General features: G+C 39.1%; 16 protein-coding genes and 1 tRNA gene. 10 read left to right on the top strand and 7 right to left on the bottom strand.

Annotation, left to right across the window (positions count from 1 at the left end; translation table 11 throughout):
* Nucleotides 1-105: 105 nt before the first annotated feature.
* From glp to petC, 3 genes are all read right to left on the bottom strand, one after another.
* Nucleotides 106-1,332 (bottom strand): gephyrin-like molybdotransferase Glp, encoded by a 1,227-nt coding sequence (gene glp, locus HEQ36_RS10430; RefSeq protein WP_168636913.1) that lies wholly within the window; start codon nucleotides 1,330-1,332, stop codon nucleotides 106-108.
* 547 nt (nucleotides 1,333-1,879) lie between these two features.
* Nucleotides 1,880-2,881 carry a cytochrome f gene (petA, locus tag HEQ36_RS10425; RefSeq protein WP_168636914.1) on the bottom strand — a complete coding sequence of 334 codons (1,002 nt, stop codon included), beginning with the start codon at nucleotides 2,879-2,881 and terminating at the stop codon, nucleotides 1,880-1,882.
* A 106-nt stretch (nucleotides 2,882-2,987) separates the two neighbouring features.
* Nucleotides 2,988-3,527 carry a cytochrome b6-f complex iron-sulfur subunit gene (gene petC / locus HEQ36_RS10420; RefSeq protein ID WP_168636915.1) on the bottom strand — a complete coding sequence of 180 codons (540 nt, stop codon included), beginning with the start codon at nucleotides 3,525-3,527 and terminating at the stop codon, nucleotides 2,988-2,990.
* Nucleotides 3,528-3,843: 316 nt separating this feature from the next.
* Between petC and HEQ36_RS10415 the strand changes: the two genes are divergently transcribed.
* From HEQ36_RS10415 to HEQ36_RS10385, 7 genes are all read left to right on the top strand, one after another.
* Complete coding sequence (locus tag HEQ36_RS10415; protein ID WP_053539375.1) at nucleotides 3,844-4,152, top strand: DUF3067 family protein; 309 nt, start codon at nucleotides 3,844-3,846, stop codon at nucleotides 4,150-4,152.
* Between the two features lie 280 nt (nucleotides 4,153-4,432).
* Entirely contained in the window at nucleotides 4,433-6,721 is a 2,289-nt protein-coding gene (locus tag HEQ36_RS10410) for an IMS domain-containing protein (protein WP_168636916.1), read from the top strand.
* 477 nt (nucleotides 6,722-7,198) lie between these two features.
* Nucleotides 7,199-8,449 (top strand): DUF4912 domain-containing protein, encoded by a 1,251-nt coding sequence (locus tag HEQ36_RS10405; RefSeq protein WP_168636917.1) that lies wholly within the window; start codon nucleotides 7,199-7,201, stop codon nucleotides 8,447-8,449.
* A 756-nt stretch (nucleotides 8,450-9,205) separates the two neighbouring features.
* On the top strand, nucleotides 9,206-9,460 hold the full coding sequence (locus tag HEQ36_RS10400; protein WP_053539378.1) for a hypothetical protein: 255 nt from the start codon (nucleotides 9,206-9,208) through the stop codon (nucleotides 9,458-9,460).
* Nucleotides 9,457-9,804, top strand: coding sequence for a type II toxin-antitoxin system RelE/ParE family toxin (locus HEQ36_RS10395; RefSeq protein WP_053539379.1), 348 nt, complete (start codon nucleotides 9,457-9,459; stop codon nucleotides 9,802-9,804). Before HEQ36_RS10400 ends, HEQ36_RS10395 begins: the two co-directional genes overlap by 4 nt.
* Nucleotides 9,805-10,854: 1,050 nt before the next feature.
* Nucleotides 10,855-11,256 (top strand): GxxExxY protein, encoded by a 402-nt coding sequence (locus tag HEQ36_RS10390; RefSeq protein ID WP_168636918.1) that lies wholly within the window; start codon nucleotides 10,855-10,857, stop codon nucleotides 11,254-11,256.
* A 970-nt stretch (nucleotides 11,257-12,226) separates the two neighbouring features.
* On the top strand, nucleotides 12,227-12,868 hold the full coding sequence (locus tag HEQ36_RS10385) for a hypothetical protein (RefSeq protein WP_015081133.1): 642 nt from the start codon (nucleotides 12,227-12,229) through the stop codon (nucleotides 12,866-12,868).
* Nucleotides 12,869-13,022: 154 nt separating this feature from the next.
* On the opposite strand, the gene gcvP is transcribed toward HEQ36_RS10385, so the two are convergent.
* Together gcvP and HEQ36_RS10375 are read right to left on the bottom strand one after the other, a co-directional pair.
* A complete protein-coding gene (gene gcvP / locus HEQ36_RS10380) occupies nucleotides 13,023-15,893 on the bottom strand; it encodes an aminomethyl-transferring glycine dehydrogenase (protein WP_168636919.1) in 2,871 nt (956 codons plus the stop codon).
* 185 nt (nucleotides 15,894-16,078) lie between these two features.
* The gene (locus HEQ36_RS10375; protein ID WP_053539382.1) at nucleotides 16,079-16,966 is read right to left on the bottom strand and encodes a rhodanese-related sulfurtransferase; all 888 of its coding nucleotides are present in this window, start codon (nucleotides 16,964-16,966) and stop codon (nucleotides 16,079-16,081) included.
* A gap of 79 nt (nucleotides 16,967-17,045) precedes the next feature.
* On the opposite strand from HEQ36_RS10375, the gene HEQ36_RS10370 reads away from it, so the two are divergent.
* Nucleotides 17,046-17,118 (top strand) — tRNA-Ala (locus HEQ36_RS10370).
* 75 nt (nucleotides 17,119-17,193) lie between these two features.
* Here HEQ36_RS10370 and HEQ36_RS10365 read toward each other — a convergent pair.
* On the bottom strand, nucleotides 17,194-17,826 hold the full coding sequence (locus HEQ36_RS10365; RefSeq protein ID WP_053539383.1) for a DUF938 domain-containing protein: 633 nt from the start codon (nucleotides 17,824-17,826) through the stop codon (nucleotides 17,194-17,196).
* Nucleotides 17,827-17,942: 116 nt separating this feature from the next.
* On the opposite strand from HEQ36_RS10365, the gene HEQ36_RS10360 reads away from it, so the two are divergent.
* Entirely contained in the window at nucleotides 17,943-19,352 is a 1,410-nt protein-coding gene (locus tag HEQ36_RS10360) for a 1-acyl-sn-glycerol-3-phosphate acyltransferase (protein ID WP_168636920.1), read from the top strand.
* 45 nt (nucleotides 19,353-19,397) lie between these two features.
* On the opposite strand, the gene HEQ36_RS10355 is transcribed toward HEQ36_RS10360, so the two are convergent.
* Nucleotides 19,398-19,592 carry a hypothetical protein gene (locus HEQ36_RS10355; RefSeq protein ID WP_160289939.1) on the bottom strand — a complete coding sequence of 65 codons (195 nt, stop codon included), beginning with the start codon at nucleotides 19,590-19,592 and terminating at the stop codon, nucleotides 19,398-19,400.
* A 224-nt stretch (nucleotides 19,593-19,816) separates the two neighbouring features.
* Here HEQ36_RS10355 and HEQ36_RS10350 point away from each other — a divergent pair, with 224 nt between their 5' ends.
* Complete coding sequence (locus HEQ36_RS10350) at nucleotides 19,817-20,878, top strand: D-alanine--D-alanine ligase family protein (protein ID WP_053539385.1); 1,062 nt, start codon at nucleotides 19,817-19,819, stop codon at nucleotides 20,876-20,878.
* Nucleotides 20,879-20,925 lie beyond the last annotated feature (47 nt).

Raw genomic sequence — 20,925 nt, 5'->3', positions numbered from 1 at the left:
TAGGTTGGGTAGAACGAAGTGAAACCCAACAAAATATAGCTAGACTTATGAAAGTAATCTATTTTTGCACGCAGAGGCGCAGAGTCGCAGAGAGTTCATTTTATTTTATCCTATTCGCAAAACTAAGGTTTCTTCTCCTGGTGAAATTAGGGTTTTTCCGACTGGTAAAATGGCTAAAGCATTAGTTTGGGATAAGTTAATTAAGTTCCCTGAATTTAAGTTACCACTTGTTTGCTTAAATTCGTAAATACCATTATTTAATTTTAAATTACCCCAAATATAAGTTTCCATTTTTCCGTTAGATTTTAATTCGCAATGGGATTTTACTTTGATAAATTTACTTTCCCAACCTCGATTAATTCCTGAAAGTTTTTTAATTGTCGGTTTTACAAATCGCCAAAATGTCACTAAAGCCGAAACGGGATTTCCTGGTAAACCAAAATAAAGAGAATTGGGAAATGTAGCAAATGTTAAAGGTTTTCCTGGACGCATTTGCACGGCACGAAAATGAATTTCTGCTCCCAAAGATGCTAATATATTATCAATATAATCATAATCACCTACGGAAACTCCACCAGAAGAAATAACTATATCACTATTGTTAATAGCATAATTGATAGTCTCTGTTAATGCGCTAGGATTATCCTTAATAATTCCTAATGTTAACACTTCTGCACCCAAATCACGTACTAAAGCTGCTAAAGCATATTGGTTAGAATCTACTATCTGTCCAGGTTTTAGGGTTTGTTCTGGTGTTACTAATTCGTCACCACTTGAAAAAATTGCCACTCGCAGACGACGGAAAACACTTATTTCTGCCAATTGTGCAGCCGCTAAAATCGCAATTTCCGCTGCATTGAGGGGAATTCCTGCTGGTAAAAGTTCTTTTCCTGCTTGGTAAAAGTCTCCTTGGTGTCTAACAAATTCCTGCGGTTGCGGTGCAGAAAAAATAGAAACCCAGTTTTTCTCTAAATTAGTTTTTTCCTGCATAACTACAGTATCCGCACCTTTTGGGATTATTGCACCAGTGAAAATCCTTGCTGCTTGTCCTGGTTTAATAGTATTTTGAGGTTGATATCCTGCGGGAATCTCTTCGACAACTTCTAAAATTGTGGGATTTTCAGAAGTGGAATTTTGCACATCTTCATAACGCACTGCAAAACCATCCATTGCGGAATTATCCCAATGGGGAAAATCTAAAGAACTAATTACAGGAGTTGCTAAAATTCGGTGAAATGCTGTCAATAAATCAACAACTTCAAGATCATGTTCTTGATTTAAAGGTTGAACATGATTGAAAATAATCGTTTCTGCATCTTTAACGGATAACATAGTGGATGATTTAGTTAGTTACTGTTAGAAATTAAGATTAATTAACTTTTATTATTGAGAGGTTGTTTGAAAAGTCATGATTGCTGTATTACAGCAAATTGTCATCAAACCCGGAACAAGAACCCCACCCCCAACCCCCTCCCCGCAAGCGATGAGGGGGCTAAGATGTACCTTATATGATTGGAAATCGCTGTAAATGTTTTACCCCTCCCTAACCTTCCCCTTATAAAGGCTACGGTGTACACACAAGTTATCGAATCACCATTATTCCTCAAATTACCCCACCCTAACCCTCCCCGATGCTTTGGGGAGGGAACTAGATTTTTATTGTTTCCCCCTTTACAAGGGGAAAGGGGAGGACTATAGCAAATAAACATTGGATTTGAGAACTTTGATCAGTTTATTGCCCATGATAAGAAAAAAGACAGGCAAAAAGCCTGTCAAATAACCGATGATTTAGCAAAGAATTTGTAATCATTCTCAACAGTGATTTTTCCGATTCATGAAGTATCTAAATCAAATAAATCACACCAATCATAGTTATGATTTAGAAATTCATTTCCGCAGCTTGGACTTTTTCTACTTGTTTCTTCTTGAGAACTAGCATGATTTGTGCCATCATCACTAAACAGATAAAAGCAACTAACCATGTAACTCTAGAAGAGTCTTGCAAAACAATTTCTGCATCTCTTTGACCAAAACCACCAACATTGGGGTTGTTGGTTAAAGCATCACCAATGGCAACGGCTTGTCCTTGAGTCACAATTAATTCAGGTCCAACGGGAACTGTATCGGTAACAATATCACCAGTTGCGGTTGTGATGCTAATTAGATTCTTAACGTTACCGTCTTCATCTTCTGTTTGAGCAATTTTGCTAATTGTACCGGCAGCAGAAGCGTTGAATAAGTTATTATTGCTCTTCTCACCTGTGGGGTAAACTTGTCCACGTCCGCGATTACCGCCTACATGAACAGAGTATTTGCCAAAGTGGATATTTTTGTCTGTAGCGGGGTTAGGAGAAAGAATAGGGAAGACAATTTCTTGATATTCTTCACCAGGTAATGGACCAACAATGACAACATTATCTGTACTGTCGTTGTAAGGAGTGAATGTCATATCACCCACTTCTGCCTTGAGTTCTTCAGAAATGCGATCTTCTGGGGCAATCTTGAAGCCTTGAGGCAACATTAGTACAGCACCAACATTTAAGCCCACCTTAGAACCATCAGCACCCACTTGTTGCACAGTGGCATCGTAGGGAATCTTGACAACGGCTTTAAATACAGTGTCAGGAAGCACAGATTGAGGAATTTCCACTTCTGTGGGTTTAGCTGCTAGGTGACAGTTAGCGCAAACAATTCGACCCGTTGCTTCGCGGGGGGTTGCAGGAGCGGTTTCTTGCGCCCAGAAAGGATAGGCAGCAGCAGTTTGTGGGACGGCTATATCGCTAGTGAAGAAAAAAGTCACAGTAGCGATCGCTATAAGCAATGTATTAACCATTGCTTTAGCAGTGCGAGTTAACCTCGCAGGTGTAAGGGCATTTCTCATCTCTATAAAGTCATTTGTCAGTGGTTATTGGTCATTTGTCATTGGTCAGTAGTCATTGGTCAAGAGTTGATAAAAAGCCCTAGATTGTTGACTGGAGACTAATGCATTAAGCCCACCAAGCGGCATCCCCGGTGCGGAAATCGGTTTCTGTCCAAGGTGTGAGTAGAATTTTGTCGTCTTCTACGTTGGCATGGGCTAGAGCTAAGGATTTTGGTGCAGGACCACGAATTACTTTACCAGTAGCGTCATATTGTGAACCATGACAAGGGCATTTAAACTTATTCTCAGCCACGTTCCAAGGGACAACACAACCTAAATGGGTACAAATAGCATTAATCCCGTAGTCAGCGATCGCTTCTTTACTTTCCACCACAATATAGGTAGGATCTCCCTTGAGTCCTTGCACCAAAGTGCGATCGCCTACATTATGACTATCCAGAAACTTGCTAACACTAACATCATTACCTAGTTCATTCTTGGCTACAGTACCGCCACCAGCACCACCACTAGCAGGAGGGATAAAGTAGTTAATAACAGGGTACAATGCACCCAACGCCACCCCGGTAACAGTCCCGAAAGTGAGCAGGTTCATAAACTGACGACGACCTATATCGGGAACGTCTGTAATTTCTGAAAATTGAGCCATAATCTCCGCGCTGTTTGTGTAATTTATTAATCATTTTGACAAGAGTACCAGCACAAGAGCCACTCTCATCTGAATTGAAATCATAACGCTCATAGCGATGCCATAATTCTTAGTTGCAAGACATAGTGAGCATCTCTTCCGTTAGCATTACATTTCTTTATATCCCTATCATACTGGAGTCACGGAACTTAATATCATAACTAAATGTAAAATCTAGATAAGCTTAGGGGAAGAGGCAGGGGAGCAGGGGAGCAGGGGAGCAGAGGGCAGGGAGAAATAATTGTCTAATTACCAAAATCTAAAATCTAAAATTACTATGACCGGAAAGGAATTACGCCAACTGTTGATTGATAAATGGGGACAACCTTATGATGTCCAGTTTCGCCGCACCCAAGGCAAAATATTTCTGCAAATCATGTGGAAATACTTTGGACAAGCTTCTTTCCCCATGAGCGAAATAGATTATCAAGATCATCTGGACAGCATTGCCAATTATCTTAATGCTTTAGGCGGAATACAACAAGTACAAACTTTTATTCTAGAAACTAAAGAGCGTCCTCGTCTTGGTAAAGCAGTTAGCATACCTCTTGATTTGGGTGAACGCGCTTCAGAATGGATTGTTTAAAAATCAGGTAATAGGTAATGGGTGATGGGTAATAATTAATATATTCCTGACTCCTGACTCCTGACTCCTAACTCCTGATGCAGTTACCTTAAACTGAAGATATAAAAAAATTAACGGCAAAAAATAAGATATCTGTTACTATATACACTTATTGTACTAGGTTAACACGGTATTAATCAGGCTATGATTATGGGACGGTTTTAGAAGCCTGGAACGCTCCAGGTAAATTATGTTAATTTTTACGAGATGCTACGAGAACACAGTGCAGGGGACGTAAGCTGTGCGAATTCCGCTCGATTATTACCGAATTCTAGGATTACCGTTGGCGGCAAATGAGGAACAATTGCGACAGGCATACAGCGATCGCATTGTCCAATTGCCCCGACGGGAATATTCGACTACATCTATATCTTCTCGCAAGAAGCTGATTGAAGAAGCTTATATGGTTTTATTAAATACCGATGAGCGCAAAGCCTACGATCAGCTTTATCTGGCTCACGTTTATACTCCTAGCAAAACTGCTGACACAGGTTCACAGGAAAATCTAGTAGATACCAACTCCAAAGACCAAGATGCTCAAAGTCTCAGCATCGAAATCACCCCAGAGCGATTTATTGGTTCTTTGTTAATACTCCAAGAACTAGGAGAATATGAATTAGTATTAAAACTCGGTCGCCCGTACCTAGTTAATAAACCTAGTCCAATTAGTCTCAAAACAGGTCATCGTACTACCCAAGCAGAAACTCCTGAAAACCCAGACCTACCAGACATTATCCTCACCGTCTCCCTAGCTTGCCTAGAACTAGGACGGGAGGAATGGCAGCAAGGTCACTATGAAAATGCCGCCATATCTTTAGAAACTGGTGAGGAGTTATTAGCACGGGAAGGCTTATTTCCCAGCGTCCGCGCCGAAATGACCGCTGATCTTTACAAACTGCGTCCCTATCGCATCTTGGAACTATTAGCACTACCACAAACACAGATTCCCAAACGTCGGCAAGGATTAGAATTATTACAAAGTATCTTAGAAGATCGTGGCGGCATTGATGGCACGGGCAACGATCAATCAGGACTTAACATAGATGACTTTTTACGATTTATCCAACAAATTCGCCATTATTTAACAGTCTCAGAACAGCATAAACTCTTTGAATTAGAAAGTAAACGCCCCTCAGCCGTGGCTACATATTTAGCAGTATATTCCTTAATCGCCAGAGGTTTTGCCCAACGCCAACCAGCATTAATTCGTCAAGCCAAGCAACTATTAATGCAATTAGGCAAACGCCAAGACGTGCATTTAGAACAATCCCTTTGTGCTTTACTCATGGGACAAACGGAAGAAGCCACCCGCGTCTTAGAACTAAGTCAAGAATATGAAGCCTTAGCTTTTATTCGGGAAAAATCGCAAGACTCACCAGACCTATTACCCGGACTATGCTTATACAGTGAACAATGGTTACAGCAAGAAGTATTTCCCCACTTTCGAGATTTGGCAAAACAGCAAGCCTCGTTAAAAGAATACTTTGCTGATAGACAAGTACAAGCTTATCTAGAATCTTTACCCAACGATGCCCAAATTACCAATGAATGGGCAGTAATTAACCATCAATCCTTTCCCCAGCCAGATATTCATCATTCCCGTCACCATAATAATAACACCACACAAACACCACAACATCATCAACCAGTCAATCCTGAGTTACCAGAAACCCATCCTCGACCTCAACCTGAATCTTCCCAGGGTTCTATACCGAGGTGGAATCATCCATCAACAGATGGAAATGAGGGAAATCAAATATCACAAATACCCTTAACAGCAGCAAACCCAAACAGAAGAACACATCCAGTTAATGATCATCCGACGACAGTAACAAACCAGCAGTCTCCCAAACGCAGAAGACGCAAACCGACTGCTAATACACTTCCCCAGCGATTCATCCAGTCTCAAGCTAATTTTCTCAGTAGTCTAGATCCAAAAACGCGCTTAGTTTGGCTAGTTTTTTTCTCATTGGGAGGAGTATTAATTTTTTCGTTATTAGTATCAACAACTTTTGGCTTGGTCAAAAATATCTTCTTTCCCAGTCCATCATTAAAGGGAGAACAGTTAGCAATACAACTAAATCAACCACCCATCAACATTCCTGACCCCAACAGCGAACCTGAAGCCACCAATAATGAAGAACTGACCAAGGAGACAGCAAAGGAAGTAATTGAAACTTGGTTATCTGCCAAAACCTCAGCTTTGGGGCAAAATCATGACATTGATGGTTTAAAGGAAATTTTAACAGGTGCAGTTTTATCCCAATGGCAGTCAGTAGCCCAGCAAGAACAAGAAGATCAACGCCATCGCCAGTACAAGCATAATGTGGAAATAGTCACTGTCTCTAACAAGGGTACAGACAAAGATTATGTATCTGTAGATGCTCAAGTACAAGAAGTTACCAAGTTCTATCAAAATAGTCAGCAGCAAAAGTCTTCTAGTGAAAACTTGCGGGTTCGTTATGATTTGGTTCGCAAAGAAGGCAAATGGCTGATTCAGAAAATGTCAGTGATTCAGAATTTTTTGTAAGTTGGAGGCAAGAGGTAAGAGGTAAGAGGGGAAAAATTTCTTTCTTCATCCTGACTCCTGACTGGGCGCGGGGCCCGCGCCCCTACCTCCTGACTCTTCCCTTAATGTTATGAAACTTTGACACTAATGCCCTGACTGAGATCGCTATATTAAGATTTCATGACATATTGATCCCCGCAGGGCTGATAACTACGTGAAATATAGTAAAACCTATCTTTAGACCCCTTGATCCCTAGATAGTTTTACTGGTTAATATTTACTTAACAACTCTTTGCAATCCTCAATAAATGCAAAACAACGGCATAACCAGGAATTTCGATGAGTTGGTATCTTAATAAAAAACAAACAGTAAACAAATTTAAAACTGGGGCAAAACCGGGAGTCAGGAATAAAAAAATCTGGGTAGATGATATTTCATCAAAACTTTTTTAACCCGGAAACAATAATTTACCTTTCAAACTACTGGAGTCCAAATAAATGGCAAAAGAACGCCCACCGCTAGAAGAGATGACCTTACGGCAATTACGCAAAGTTGCCAGTGAATACTGTATATCTCGTTATAGCAGAATGCGTAAATCGCAGTTATTAGCATCAATTGAAGACGTTCAAAATAGTAAATTCTCGCTCAGTTCATCCCCTAATCTGGAGGCACAAGAAACCGTGGAAGCAGCAAAATTTGAGTTAGGTCAAGAAGATCGGACTGGTGGTTCTCTCGCTGATGTTGATGAAGCACTAGCAGATTTACCAGCTGGTTATGGTGACAGTCGGATTGTTCTGTTACCTCGTGATCCTCAATGGGCTTACACTTACTGGGATATTCCTAACGACCATAAAGAAGCACTGCGTCGTCAAGGTGGACAAACCCTAGCTTTGCGGATTTATGATGTCACTGATGTTGATCTAGATTATCAAAGTCCCCACAGTATTCAAGAATACCCTGCTGATGAACTAGCGAGAGAATGGTATTTGCCAATTCCCGTGAGCGATCGCGATTATGTGATAGATGTCGGTTATCGCACCGCTGATGGTGGTTGGTTGGTATTAGCGCGTTCCGCGAGAGTGCATATTCCCCCCGTCTATCCTGCTGACTGGATTGAAGATGTCTTCATCACCGTAGACTTTGAAGAAGACCTACGTGGTAAGACCTTCTACGAACTAGTTCCCCCATCCAAGAAATTACCAACTGCTACTGCTACTGCTGCTGCGGGTGGTGGAAATCCCATTTACGAACAAATCTTTGGTCTAGCAGAATCCGCTGAAGCTCAACGGGTTGCAGGTTCTATATTCGGTTCTATGCAGCACGTCCCCGGTTCTGCTGCTCCCGAACAAGCTCTCAGTTCCTACGTTTTCCCATCTGGTGTAGGTATGTGGGCTATTCCTACCGTATCTGGTTTAACTATGTCCGGTGTGGGAATGTCCGGTTTCTCCGCTTCTGCTGTTCCTGCGCGTCCTCGCAAATTCTGGTTAGTTGCTGATGCTGAACTGATTGTCTACGGTGCAACCGAACCTGATGCAACTGTAACCATTGGTGGTCGTCCCATTAAACTTAATTCGGATGGTACATTCCGCTTCCAAATGTCTTTCCAAGATGGTTTAATTGACTACCCAATTTTAGCTGTTGCGGCTGATGGTGAACAAACCCGTTCTATTCACATGAAGTTTGAGCGCGAAACACCTTCTCGTCATACTAATACTAAAGATGAAGCTGTTTTGGAATGGATGGTATAAGTTCTGTATTTGAAGATTAACCATAACTGCAATTAATAAATTCACCCGTTATAGGATTACTGTAGCGGGTTTTTTATGGAAAGAAAATCAACAATGTCTGATAGCGTAACGTGGCGCCAGCCATATCAGGATACCCAGGATTACGGGATTTTCAGGATGTTGTTGTTTATTTGATGTGGGGATTTTGAGGATTTTTTTGTCTGAATCAGGATTTCCAGGATTACGGGATTTTCAGGATGTTGTTGTTTATTTGATGTGGGGATTTTGAGGATTTTTTTGTCTGAATCAGGATTTCCAGGATTAGAGGATTTTCAGGATGTTGTTGTTTATTTGATGTGGGGATTTTGAGGATTTTTTTGTCTGAATCAGGATTTCCAGCATTTTAGGATTTTCAGGATGTTGTTGTTTATTTGATGTGGGGATTTTGAGGATTTTTTTGTCTGAATCAGGATTTCCAGGATTACGGGATTTTCAGGATGTTGTTGTTTATTTGATGTGGGGATTTTGAGGATTTTTTTGTCTGAATCAGGATTTCCAGGATTAGAGGATTTTCAGGATGTTGTTGTTTATTTGATGTGGGGATTTTGAGGATTTTTTTGTCTGAATCAGGATTTCCAGGATTAGAGGATTTTCAGGATGTTGTTGTTTATTTGATGTGGGGATTTTGAGGATTTTTTTGTCTGAATTAGGATATCCAGCATTTTAGGATTTACAGGATGTTATAATATTTATAAACTTTCATCAAAATATACAGTTATGGCGATCGCTATTTCCCTGACTCCAGAACTAGAAGCAAGACTACGTGAAAAAGCAACCCAACAAGGAAAAGATATCAGTTTAGTAGCGGCTGAATTATTGAAAAATATCCTAGATTGGGAATTAGAAGATTCACAAGTAGCTATTCAAGGTATTCAGCAAGGATTAGATGATTTTGAAGCAGGTCGCTTTCGGTCTTTTGATGATTTTGCTAATGAACAACGTCGTAAATATAACCTGCCCCGTGAAGTATGAAATACTATATTGATATTTCTAGTATAGCAGAAGCCGAGGCAGATAAAGCATTTTTACAAATGTCTCAAATAACTTCTTCTGAAAAAGCAAGTCAGTGGTATGCAGGTTTACTACAACTAATTGAATCTTTATCACAAATGCCAAAACGATGTTCTTTAGCTAGAGAAAATGATTATTTTAGTCAAGAAATTCGGCAGATAATTTATGGTAAAGGACGCAACGCATACAGGATTATTTTCACAATTATAGAAGGAGAAGAAATTTCTACAGTTCGTGTTCTTCATATTCGTCATGCAGCACAGCAGACTATTGGTGAAGTTCCTGATGAATTTGCACAAGAATAATATCGCATTTTTGATGAGATATTCTCTGAATCAGGATAACCAGGATTAGAGGATGTACAGGATGTAATTTTTTTATTGTTTAGGAAAAATGGAAATTTTTGGATGATAGATAATATGCTGTGATTGTAATTATCATTTTTCAATATTCACAGACAATTCATCAATCACAATCTGTCAGAATCAGGATTTCCAGGATTAGAGGATTTTCAGGATGTAATTTTTTTATTGTTTAGGAAAAATGGAAATTTTTGGATGATAGATAATATGCTGTGATTGTAATTATCATTTTTCAATATTCACAGACAATTCATCAATCACAATCTGTCTGAATCAGGATAACCAGGATTAGAGGATGTACAGGATGTAATTTTTTTATTGTTTAGGAAAAATGGAAATTTTTGGATGATAGATAATATGCTGTGATTGTAATTATCATTTTTCAATATTCACAGACAATTCATCAATCACAATCTGTCTGAATCAGGATAACCAGGATTAGAGGATTTTCAGGATGTAATTTTTTTATTGTTTAGGAAAAATGGAAATTTTTGGATGATAGATAATATGCTGTGATTGTAATTATCATTTTTCAATATTCACAGACAATTCATCAATCACAATCTGTCTGAATCAGGATAACCAGGATTAGAGGATGTACAGGATGTAATTTTTTTATTGTTTAGGAAAAATGGAAATTTTTGGATGATAGATAATATGCTGTGATTGTAATTATCATTTTTCAATATTCACAGACAATTCATCAATCACAATCTGTCAGAATCAGGATTTCCAGGATTAGAGGATTTTCAGGATGTAGTTGTTTGATTGTCTATAAAATATAGAGATTTTGGGATGATAGATAAGTTATCAGTTAAATTATCCGCTGTTAATTCTTGACTATTACTGTAACTGGATTTTATAATCTTCAAATCTTCACAGACAATTTATCAATAACAATCCTGTACATCCTAAAATCCTGTACATCCTGATTCAGACAATTACAATTTCAGCATCTCACCAACAACCTACAAATCACAATCATGTAAATCCATGAACACATCTAATACCCAAAATCTAAAATTAGACGAAATTACATACATAATAAATGGATGTGCAATGAAAATACACCGAACTTTGGGAAATGGTTTTCAGGAGGTTATTTATCAAAGATGTATGGACATTGAACTCAAAAAATCAGGTTTAAGTTTTGGAAGAGAGGTAGAACAAACAATTTATTATGAGGGAGTTGAAGTAGGAACACGAAGGGCAGATTTTATAGTTGAAAATCAGGTTGTGGTGGAGTTGAAAGCGGTTATTTCTTTAGAAGATGTTCATTTAGCACAAGCGAAAAACTATGTGATAGCTTATAATTTTCCCGTTGGTTTATTGATTAATTTTGGTGGGTTGAAGTTGGAATATAAGAAGGTTTTTAATCCTAGATATCAGGGTTAATTTGTCTGAATCAGGATATCCAGGATTTAAGGATTTACAGGATGTGGTTGTTTATTTGAAGTGGGGATTTTGAGGGTATTTTTTGTCTGAATCAGGATAACCAGGATTTTAGGATTTACAGGATGTGGTTTTTTATTTGAAGTGGGGATTTTGAGGGTATTTTTTGTCTGAATCAGGATAACCAGGATTAGAGGATTTACAGGATGTGGTTGTTTGATTGTCTATAAAATATAGAGATTTTCGGATGATAGATAAGTTATCAGTTAAATTATCAGCTGTTAATTCTTGACTATTACTGTAACTGGATTTTATAATCTTCAAATCTTCACAGATAATTTATCAATAACAATCTGTCTGAATCAGGATAACCAGGATTAAAGGATTTACAGGATGTGGCTGTTTGATTGTCTATGAGAAGTACAGATTTTAGGATGTTAGATAATAAATTATCCGTTAAATTATTTGTTGTTATTTGTTGACTGTTGGTGTAACTGTATCTTATAATATCTCACTTATAATATCTCAATATTCACAGACAATTCATCAATAACAATCCTGTACATCCTCAGATCCTGGACATCCTGATTCTGACAATTACAATTTCATTATCCTACCAACAACTTACAAATCACAATCCTGTAAATCCTAAAATCCTGGATATCCTGATTCAGACAATGACAATTTCAGCATCCCACCAATAACCTACCAAATAAAAATCTTGGGCGTTGCTGAATTGGGGTATGAAATTGAAAAATCAAAAAAATGAAACTCTTACTCTCTGAGACTCTGCGCCTCTGCTTGAAATAAAATCATACTCTTAATCAGCAACGCCCAATTTTCCATAGGGTTAAAACGCAAACATAAAAGGAATCTTAACTTTTTGCCAAAAATATTGCTTTTTTGGCGGGGTTATTGTAGTTTGAGAGTTACATAAATTCAGGAGAGTAAATTATTTATCTGGTGCAATTGTATGCTTGATTACATCAAAGAACAATTTAAACAACATCCTATAATCTGTGGCAGTGTAGCATTTATTACTGTTATTACTGTATGTGGTACAGTTATTGCTTTGCTTCACGATAAAAATTTACTTGGGGTGAGTGTATCATCACAAAACCTAACTATTGACAGGAAATTACAACTTCCGAATGATGTAGATATTCAAGGAGAATGGGTTTATCAATCTGAATCAAATGAGGAAAAAGTTTTTATAGAAGATAGTTGTAAAAATAGATATGGTAGAGTAAATATAAACCATGTAGCAGACTATGAAATACGTCTATCTGGCGAAAGAATGACTACTGGAAATTGTAAAACGCGAGATCCAAACTCACAAAGACAAATAGAAAAAGTCGCACTGGACAGCAAAATTGCTTTTGTAATTCCACAAAGAAAACTTGTTGTCTTCCAGATTGATACTCAGGATAGAATCCCCAGTACCTTCTATATAACAACAAATATAAAGAAGGATCCTAATGAGGTTAAACCATCAGAAATGACTGGTACTTTTACTTATTTGAATGATACAAGCAAAACGTGGTTTAGAGGAAGAATATATTTTTATAAAGCAGATTCTTCAAAAGCACAAACGATACTAAAAAAATTACCATAGACAATTAAAACTGCTAATGAATCTGTTTATGCTGTTCCTAAATCAAAAAAGTTAAAAATCAGTTAGTCTGTAGGGTGCGTTAGCGCCAGCGTAACGCACCTTATCCCACAATCAAAACGGTGCGTTAAATTTCATTAACGCACCCTACAATTAACTAACTATAAGCCTCCATCGGTAAACAAGAACAAACAAAATTCCTATCCCCAAAAGCCGCATCAATTCTCCCCACACTTGGCCAGAACTTATATTCCTTACTCCAACTTGCAGGATAAGCAGCTTGTTCACGGGAATAGGGATGATTCCATTCACCAATAATCAAACTTTCCGCAGTGTGAGGGGCATTTTTTAAAAGATTATCGTGAATGTCCATTGTACCAGATTCAATGGCGGCAACTTCCTCACGAATCGCAATCAAAGCATCACAAAATCTATCTAATTCCTGTTTAGATTCACTTTCCGTTGGTTCTACCATAATTGTCCCAGCAACAGGCCAAGAAACAGTAGGTGCATGAAAACCATAATCCATTAACCGCTTCGCAACATCATCAATTTCAATCTGCGCTGATTTCTTCAAACTTCGCAAATCTAAAATACATTCATGTGCCACCAAACCATTTTTTCCCTGATACAAAACCGGATAATAAGACTCTAATTTCTTAGCCATGTAATTAGCATTCAAAATGGCAATTTTGGTTGCTTCCGTCAACCCATCTGCACCCATCATGATAATATACATCCAAGAAATCACTAAGATACTTGCACTACCCCAAGGTGCAGCAGAAACAGCACCCAAATCACCACCCATTCTCACCACAGAATGTCCTGGTAAAAACGGGACAAGGTGGGAAGCGACACCAATGGGACCCATTCCCGGACCACCACCACCGTGAGGAATACAGAAGGTTTTGTGTAAATTCAAATGACAGACATCTGCACCAATATCACCAGGACGACAAATACCTACTTGGGCGTTCATATTAGCGCCGTCCATGTAAACTTGTCCACCGTGAGAATGAATTACACCACAAATTTCTTGAATTGCTTCTTCAAATACCCCATGAGTTGATGGATATGTCACCATTAAAGCTGATAATTCATGACTATATTTTTCAGCTTTGGCTTTTAAATCTTCAACATCAATATTACCATGATCATCACAAGCAACTCCTACTACTTTCATTCCACACATTACCGCACTCGCGGGATTTGTTCCATGTGCAGATTGAGGAATTAAACAAATGTTTCTGTGTCCTTCTCCCCGACTTTGATGATATTCATGAATTACCAAAAGTCCCGCATATTCACCTTGAGAACCTGCATTTGGTTGTAAGGAAATTCCCGCAAAACCTGTAATTTCTCCTAACCATGCTTCTAGTTGTTGGAACAGGATTTGATAACCTCTAGTTTGGGAAATTGGCGCAAAAGGATGGATTTTACCAAATTCTGCCCAAGTTACGGGAATCATTTCCGAAGTCGCGTTTAACTTCATCGTACAAGAACCCAAGGGAATCATTGAAGTTGTTAATGATAAATCCTTGCTTTCTAGTTGATGTAAATAACGTAATAACTCAGTTTCTGAATGGTAACGATTAAAAACTGGATGGGTGAGATATTTACTTTGACGTGATAATTGAGAATGAGAAATTGGTAATTCTTCTACAGTGAAAGGTAATTGATCTTTCAACGCAAAAATTTGCCAAAGGTCAATTAAATCTGCTTCGGTGGTAGTTTCATCTAAGGAAATACCCACAGTGGAATTATCGAAAATTCTCAAGTTGATATTTCTCTCATTTGCAGCGTCGAGAATTGCTTCTAATCTGGTATTTCCTAATTCTACCCGCAAGGTATCAAAGAAGTTTTCCGAACTGATTTTATAACCTAACTTTTTCAATCCTGCGGCTAAAGTTGCGGTAAGTTCATGGATATTTTGAGCGATCGCTCTCAGTCCATCGGGTCCATGATACACTGCATACATACTCGCCATCACTGCCAATAAAACCTGTGCCGTGCAAATATTACTGGTGGCCTTATCTCTGCGGATGTGTTGTTCGCGGGTTTGCAAAGCTAAACGGTATGCAGGTTTACCATGAATATCTTTTGATACCCCCACAATGCGCCCTGGAACAAGCCGTTTATACTCTTCCTTCGTGGCAAAATAAGCAGCGTGTGGTCCCCCAAATCCCAAGGGAATACCGAAGCGTTGGGTACTACCTACAGCAATATCAGCCCCTAATTCACCGGGGGGTGTGAGTAATGTTAAACTTAAAGGATCTGCGGCTATTGTCACCAATGCACCCTGAGCATGGGACTTTGTGATAAAATTGCGGTAGTCGTAAATTGTCCCGTCGGTTGCGGGATATTGCAGAACTGCACCAAAGATAGTTTCGGAAAAATCGAAAGTTTGATGATCACCGATAATGATGTTTATGCCTAAAGGTTTGGCGCGTGTTTGCAATACATCAATGGTTTGAGGATGACATTCACTAGACACAAAATAGTTATGGGATTTATTTTTGCACACACCATAACTCATACTCATGGCTTCTGCGGCTGCTGTCCCTTCGTCAAGCAAAGAAGCGTTAGCAATTTCTAAACCCGTTAAGTCAATAATCATGGTTTGGAAATTTAACAACGCTTCCAAACGTCCTTGGGCAATTTCTGGCTGATAAGGGGTGTATGCTGTATACCAACCGGGATTTTCTAAGATGTTGCGTTGAATGACGGTAGGGGTAATACAGTCATAATATCCCATGCCGATAAATGAGCGATAAACCTGATTTTTATCAGCTATTTGCTTTAATTTTGCCAGTGCTGCATATTCGCTTTGCGCTGCTGGTAGATTAAGGGTTTGATGAAACCGGATTGCCTGTGGTACTGTTTTATCAATCAGATCATCAAGGCTGGAAAGACCTAATAAATCTAGCATTTGCTGAACATCATCGGGTTTTGGTGCAATGTGTCTTTGTGCAAAGTTGCCTAATTTTTGACTAGTGTGAGGTTGAGTGCGCGGGGGATTAGCTACCACAAATCGTTCTCCAAAGGTTTCTGTATTAATATATTGTAATGATCACTTTTGGATATTAGGGTTTTTTCTATAGCAATTCTATGTGAGTTGTAAATAGGGTTTTTTAACTAACCACAGAGGCACAGAGGTCACAGAGGTGGAGAATGAAGAGATTTACGCCTATGGCAAGTTTGTGGGTTTACGTTTTATTTAGTTTGGTAATGTTTCCATTTTTGCTGTAGTCGTTTTCTTTTTTCGGGTGTTAAGGTATGGAAACAGTGGGGACAGGAAATACTTTTTTCATATTCTGGGGAGGTTTTATCTTTTTCGGAAACGGGATATCCACAAGCAAAGCATAATTCTTGATTTCCTGTTTCTAAGTTATGACTAACTGTGATTCTTTCATCAAAAATAAAACATTCTCCTTCCCATAAACTTTCTGTTTGGGGAACTTCTTCTAGATATTTGAGAATGCCTCCTTTGAGGTGATAAATTTCTTCAAAACCTTGAGAAAGTAGATAAGATGAGGCTTTTTCGCAACGAATTCCTCCAGTACAAAACATTGCTACTTTTTTATGCTTTTTGGGGTCAAGATGTTTTTGTACATATTCGGGAAAATCTCGAAATATCTGAGTTTGCGGATTTTCTGCTCCTTTGAAAGTCCCAATGGTGACTTCATAATCATTGCGGGTATCAATGACTGTGACTTCTGGGTTAGAAATTAAATCATTCCAGTCTTCGGGTTTGACATAAGTTCCTACTTTTTCCGCTGGGTTTACTTCTGGTAAGCCTAAAGTGACAATTTCTGGCTTTAAGCGGATTTTTAACCGCTCAAATGGGGGAATTTCTGTGTAGGATTCTTTATGTTCTAAATCTGCAAACCGTGAATCATTGCGAAGAAAGGCTAGAACTGTGTCAATTTGCTGACGAGAACCGGCAATTGTGCCGTTAATTCCTTCCTGTGCTAGTAAGATAGTTCCTTTGATTCCTTGTGACTGACAAAGGGATAATAAGGCTACTTGTAGTTCTCTACAATCAGGGAGATTCACGAATTTATATAGTGCAGCAACAACTGTCTGATTTTCTTGGTTCATGGTCTTGGCAAATTAATAATAATAGTTTATGATGACTTAGTTATGTAAAATCAACCCTTTTTACATAAAAAACACACTTGGGGGTTTAGCTCAGTTGGTAGAGCGCCTGCTTTGCAAGCAGGATGTCAGCGGTTCGAGTCCGCTAACCTCCATTGATTTACGAAATACGTCTCACGCAAAGGCGCAAAGGCGCAAAGAATAAAAGCCGCATTTAAATTCAGCAAACCCTAATTATGTTTAAATACTAAGGAAAGGTTATTTGCTGGCATGGGGTAAGTTTGGTGCAATATCAGATTTTGGGCTTCAGCAGCTTTAACTACATCTTCTAGGTTACGCACTCCCCAGTCTGGATTCTGTGCTTGTAAAGACTCATCAAAATCAGCGTTACTGGGTGCGGTATGTTCGCCATTTTGTTTATAGGGACCATATAAGTAGAGTATACCACCAGGTGGCAGAATCCGTCCAGCCCCTGCCATTAGTCCTAAACAGGATGACCAAGGGGAAATATGAATCATGTTAATATTGACAATGGCAGAAATAGGTGGTTGTGGTATTATCTCTTTTTCCACAGGCCAAATTGGTGAACTTGCATCTAAATCTAGGGGTGGCTGCATGGCTTTACAGGGGAAAAATTCAGTCCAGGCGCTAATACTAGCACGCAGTTCTGGGTTAGGGTCTGAAGGTAGCCATTGTCGAGGTGCGAGGTGATAGGAGAAAAATGTAGCGTGTTCACCTGTGCCACTGGCTATTTCTAAAATAGTCCCATGTTGAGGCAATATTTGTAAAAGCAATTCTAGAATGGGTTCGCGGTTGCGCTGGGTTGCGGGGGCAAATCTTCGCTGGTCTGCGGGTGTGTTCATTATGATTATGATAATTAAATTAGCAGCGCTTCCTAGGTCTCGCTATCTCTTCGAGACGCTACCGCGAACGCTATCGCTCAATTTTAGCTTTTTTCGCCACACTACAGGAGAACAATTTGCCTAAGTCTATTCATTCTACCCAACCTCCCCTAAAATTTATTCCTCAACGTCATAATCCCTTCGTTGTTAAAGTCGTGTCTTGGTTTTTGCCTTTGATTTTACGGGTGAGAACTAGACCTTGGCTACCTGCGGGTATTGTCAATATTGAAGCTAAAAACGCCGAAGTTTTAGCTAAATTATACCACGAATTTCAAGCAGGTAAAGTCCGATTTTTAATTGCTTTCCGTCACCCAGAGGTGGAAGATCCTCTATCTATGTTATACCTACTATCACGAATTGTCCCCCAGGCAGCCAGGGAAAAAGGTATTAGTCTCAAATACCCTGTTCACAGTCATTTTATGTATGAACGAGGAATGACTTTATGGGCAGGAAAGTGGTTGGGATGGTTATTTTCTAGACTTGGTGGTGTACCTATTCGTAGAGGGAAACGCGTAGATAGAAATGCTATCCAAACGGCCAGAGAATTATTTGCTAATGCCGAAATGCCGATTGCGATCGCTCCTGAAGGTGGTACAAATGGACATAGTAGTATAGTCAGTCCTTTAGAACCGGGTGTGGCGCAATTGGGTTTTTGGTGTGTGGAAGATTTAAAAAAGGCTAACCGCGAAGAACAGGTTTTTATTATTCCTATTGGCATTAAATATAGTTATGTTAATCCCCCTTGGCAAAAAATAGATTGGCTTTTATCTAAATTGGAAGCTGATAGCGGTTTACCTGGGACGGAACTTAGTACAAATGGAAAGGAACGGGAAGGAATTTTATATCAGCGGGTTTTACGTTTAGCTGAATATCTAATTTCGGAAATGGAGGAATTTTATCGCCGTTTCTATCATCAGGATTTTCCAGAAATTATCAGTTCAGAAGTTCCTATAAATGAATTGTTAACTACTAGATTACACCGTTTGATGGACACTGCTTTGAAAATTACGGAAAAGTATTTTAATATCCAGCCTCAAGGTAATTTTATTGATAGATGTCGCCGTTTAGAGGATGCTGGTTGGAATTATATTTATCGAGATGATATTGCCGATATTCCAAGTTTACCACCTTTTAAACGGGGTCTAGCTGATTGGGTAGCTGAAGAAGCCGATTTAAAAATGCAGCACATGAGAATTGCTGAAAGTTTTGTGGCGGTTACTGCTGATTATATTCTCGAAAAACCCACACCAGAAAGATTTGCAGAAACGCTTTTATTAATGTTTGATATGTTGTCTCGCATTCAGAATTCTACTTTACCAGGAAGACCGCGTTTAGGTTGGAAACAAGCTATGATTTTTGTTGGTGAACCGATTAATGTGAATACAAGATGGGAAAATTGTCAAGGGAATAAACAAGCTTTGCGAAAGGGTGTAAGTGAGTTAACGCAGGATTTACAGGTGATGTTGGAGGGGTTGATTAAGGATTAAGTTCACGCAGAGGCGCAGAGGCGGGGAGAGGGTTTTGTAATAGTTTCATTTATCGGCGAAACTATTCAAAATATCTTCAGGTAAAGGAACATCAAAATGTTTTGAGATGACCTCATCTACTTTATTATACTTGCTGAGAGCGATCGCCAAAAAACCAGAAACCCCGATATTGGTAAATTGAAGTATGAAAATAGAAAATATGTCCACGCAAACTAACCACAGCTTTAAGTAGTGAGACAAAATTAATTACACAATGTCATTGCGTAAGCGTTGCGTGGCGTTAGCCATATGGAACGAAGTGAAATGAAGCAATTCCAAGGGTTGTGATTGCTTCCCTTCGCTCGCAATGACTGTCAATATTTTTGTTCAGTTACTTACTATGTGAATTTAACCGGATTTGATATGACCTGTTCCCTTTTTTTGGTGATAATAGAAATTGCGAATCTGTGGAGATATAGAAGAAAATGACTAAGTTACGGGTGGGTTTACTGTTTGGTGGACGTTCTGGAGAACATGAGGTTTCAATAATTTCAGCCGGGGCGATCGCCCATGCCCTCACTTTAGAAGAAAATGCTAAAGAATACGAAGTTTTACCTTTCTACATTCAAAAGAATGGCAGTTGGCAAGCAGGAGTTACTGCACAACAGGTTTTAACATCTGGTGTTCCCCATGAAATCCCCTCCATAACCCCTAATTTATGGCAATTTCCTCCAGAAACTCAAGAAGTTGATCTTTGGTTTCCCGTGCTTCATGGTCCTAATGGCGAAGATGGTACAATTCAAGGTTTACTAACTTTGATGCAAGTTCCCTTTGTGGGTTCTGGAGTCTTGGGTTCAGCCATAGGAATGGATAAAATTGCCATGAAAATGGCTTTTGCCCAAGCGGGATTACCTCAAGTAAAATATATTGCTGTCAGCAGAGAGCAAGTTTGGTCAAATGCTTGTGTATTTCCCAAGCTGTGTGATGAAATTGAAGCCACATTGGGCTATCCCTGCTTTGTCAAACCTGCTAATCTAGGTTCGTCGGTGGGAATTGCCAAAGTGCGATCGCGTCAAGAATTAGAAACAGCTTTAGATAATGCCGCCACCCATGATAGGCGAATTATTGTCGAAGCTGGAGTTGTAGCCAGAGAAGTCGAATGTGCCGTTTTAGGTAACGAAAACCCCAAAGCCTCCGTTGTTGGTGAAATTACCTTTAATAGTGATTTTTACGATTACGAAACCAAATATACCCCTGGGAAAGCCGATTTATTCATTCCCGCAAATTTACCAGATACAGTGGCACAGCAAATTCAAGACATGGCTTTACAAGCCTTTGCGGCTGTTGATGCCGCTGGTTTATCCAGAGTAGACTTTTTCTATGTAGAAGCTACCGGAGAACTTTTTATTAACGAAATTAACACTTTCCCAGGGTTTACCTCCACAAGTATGTATCCCCAACTCTGGGCTAATACGGGTATACCCTTTGCCCAATTAGTACATCAGTTAATTCAACTAGCGATCGCCAGGCATTCTCCCATTAATTAAGGGGATTAGGGATAGGAGATAGCGGATTAGTTAAAAGGGGAAAATAT

Origin of the sequence: Anabaena sp. 54 (genome assembly GCF_017355725.1) — a bacterium.
In the GTDB taxonomy this organism is placed as follows: domain Bacteria; phylum Cyanobacteriota; class Cyanobacteriia; order Cyanobacteriales; family Nostocaceae; genus Dolichospermum; species Dolichospermum heterosporum.
Note: the sequence above shows the minus strand (reverse complement) of the source record. Positions and strands in the feature narration are given on the sequence as shown.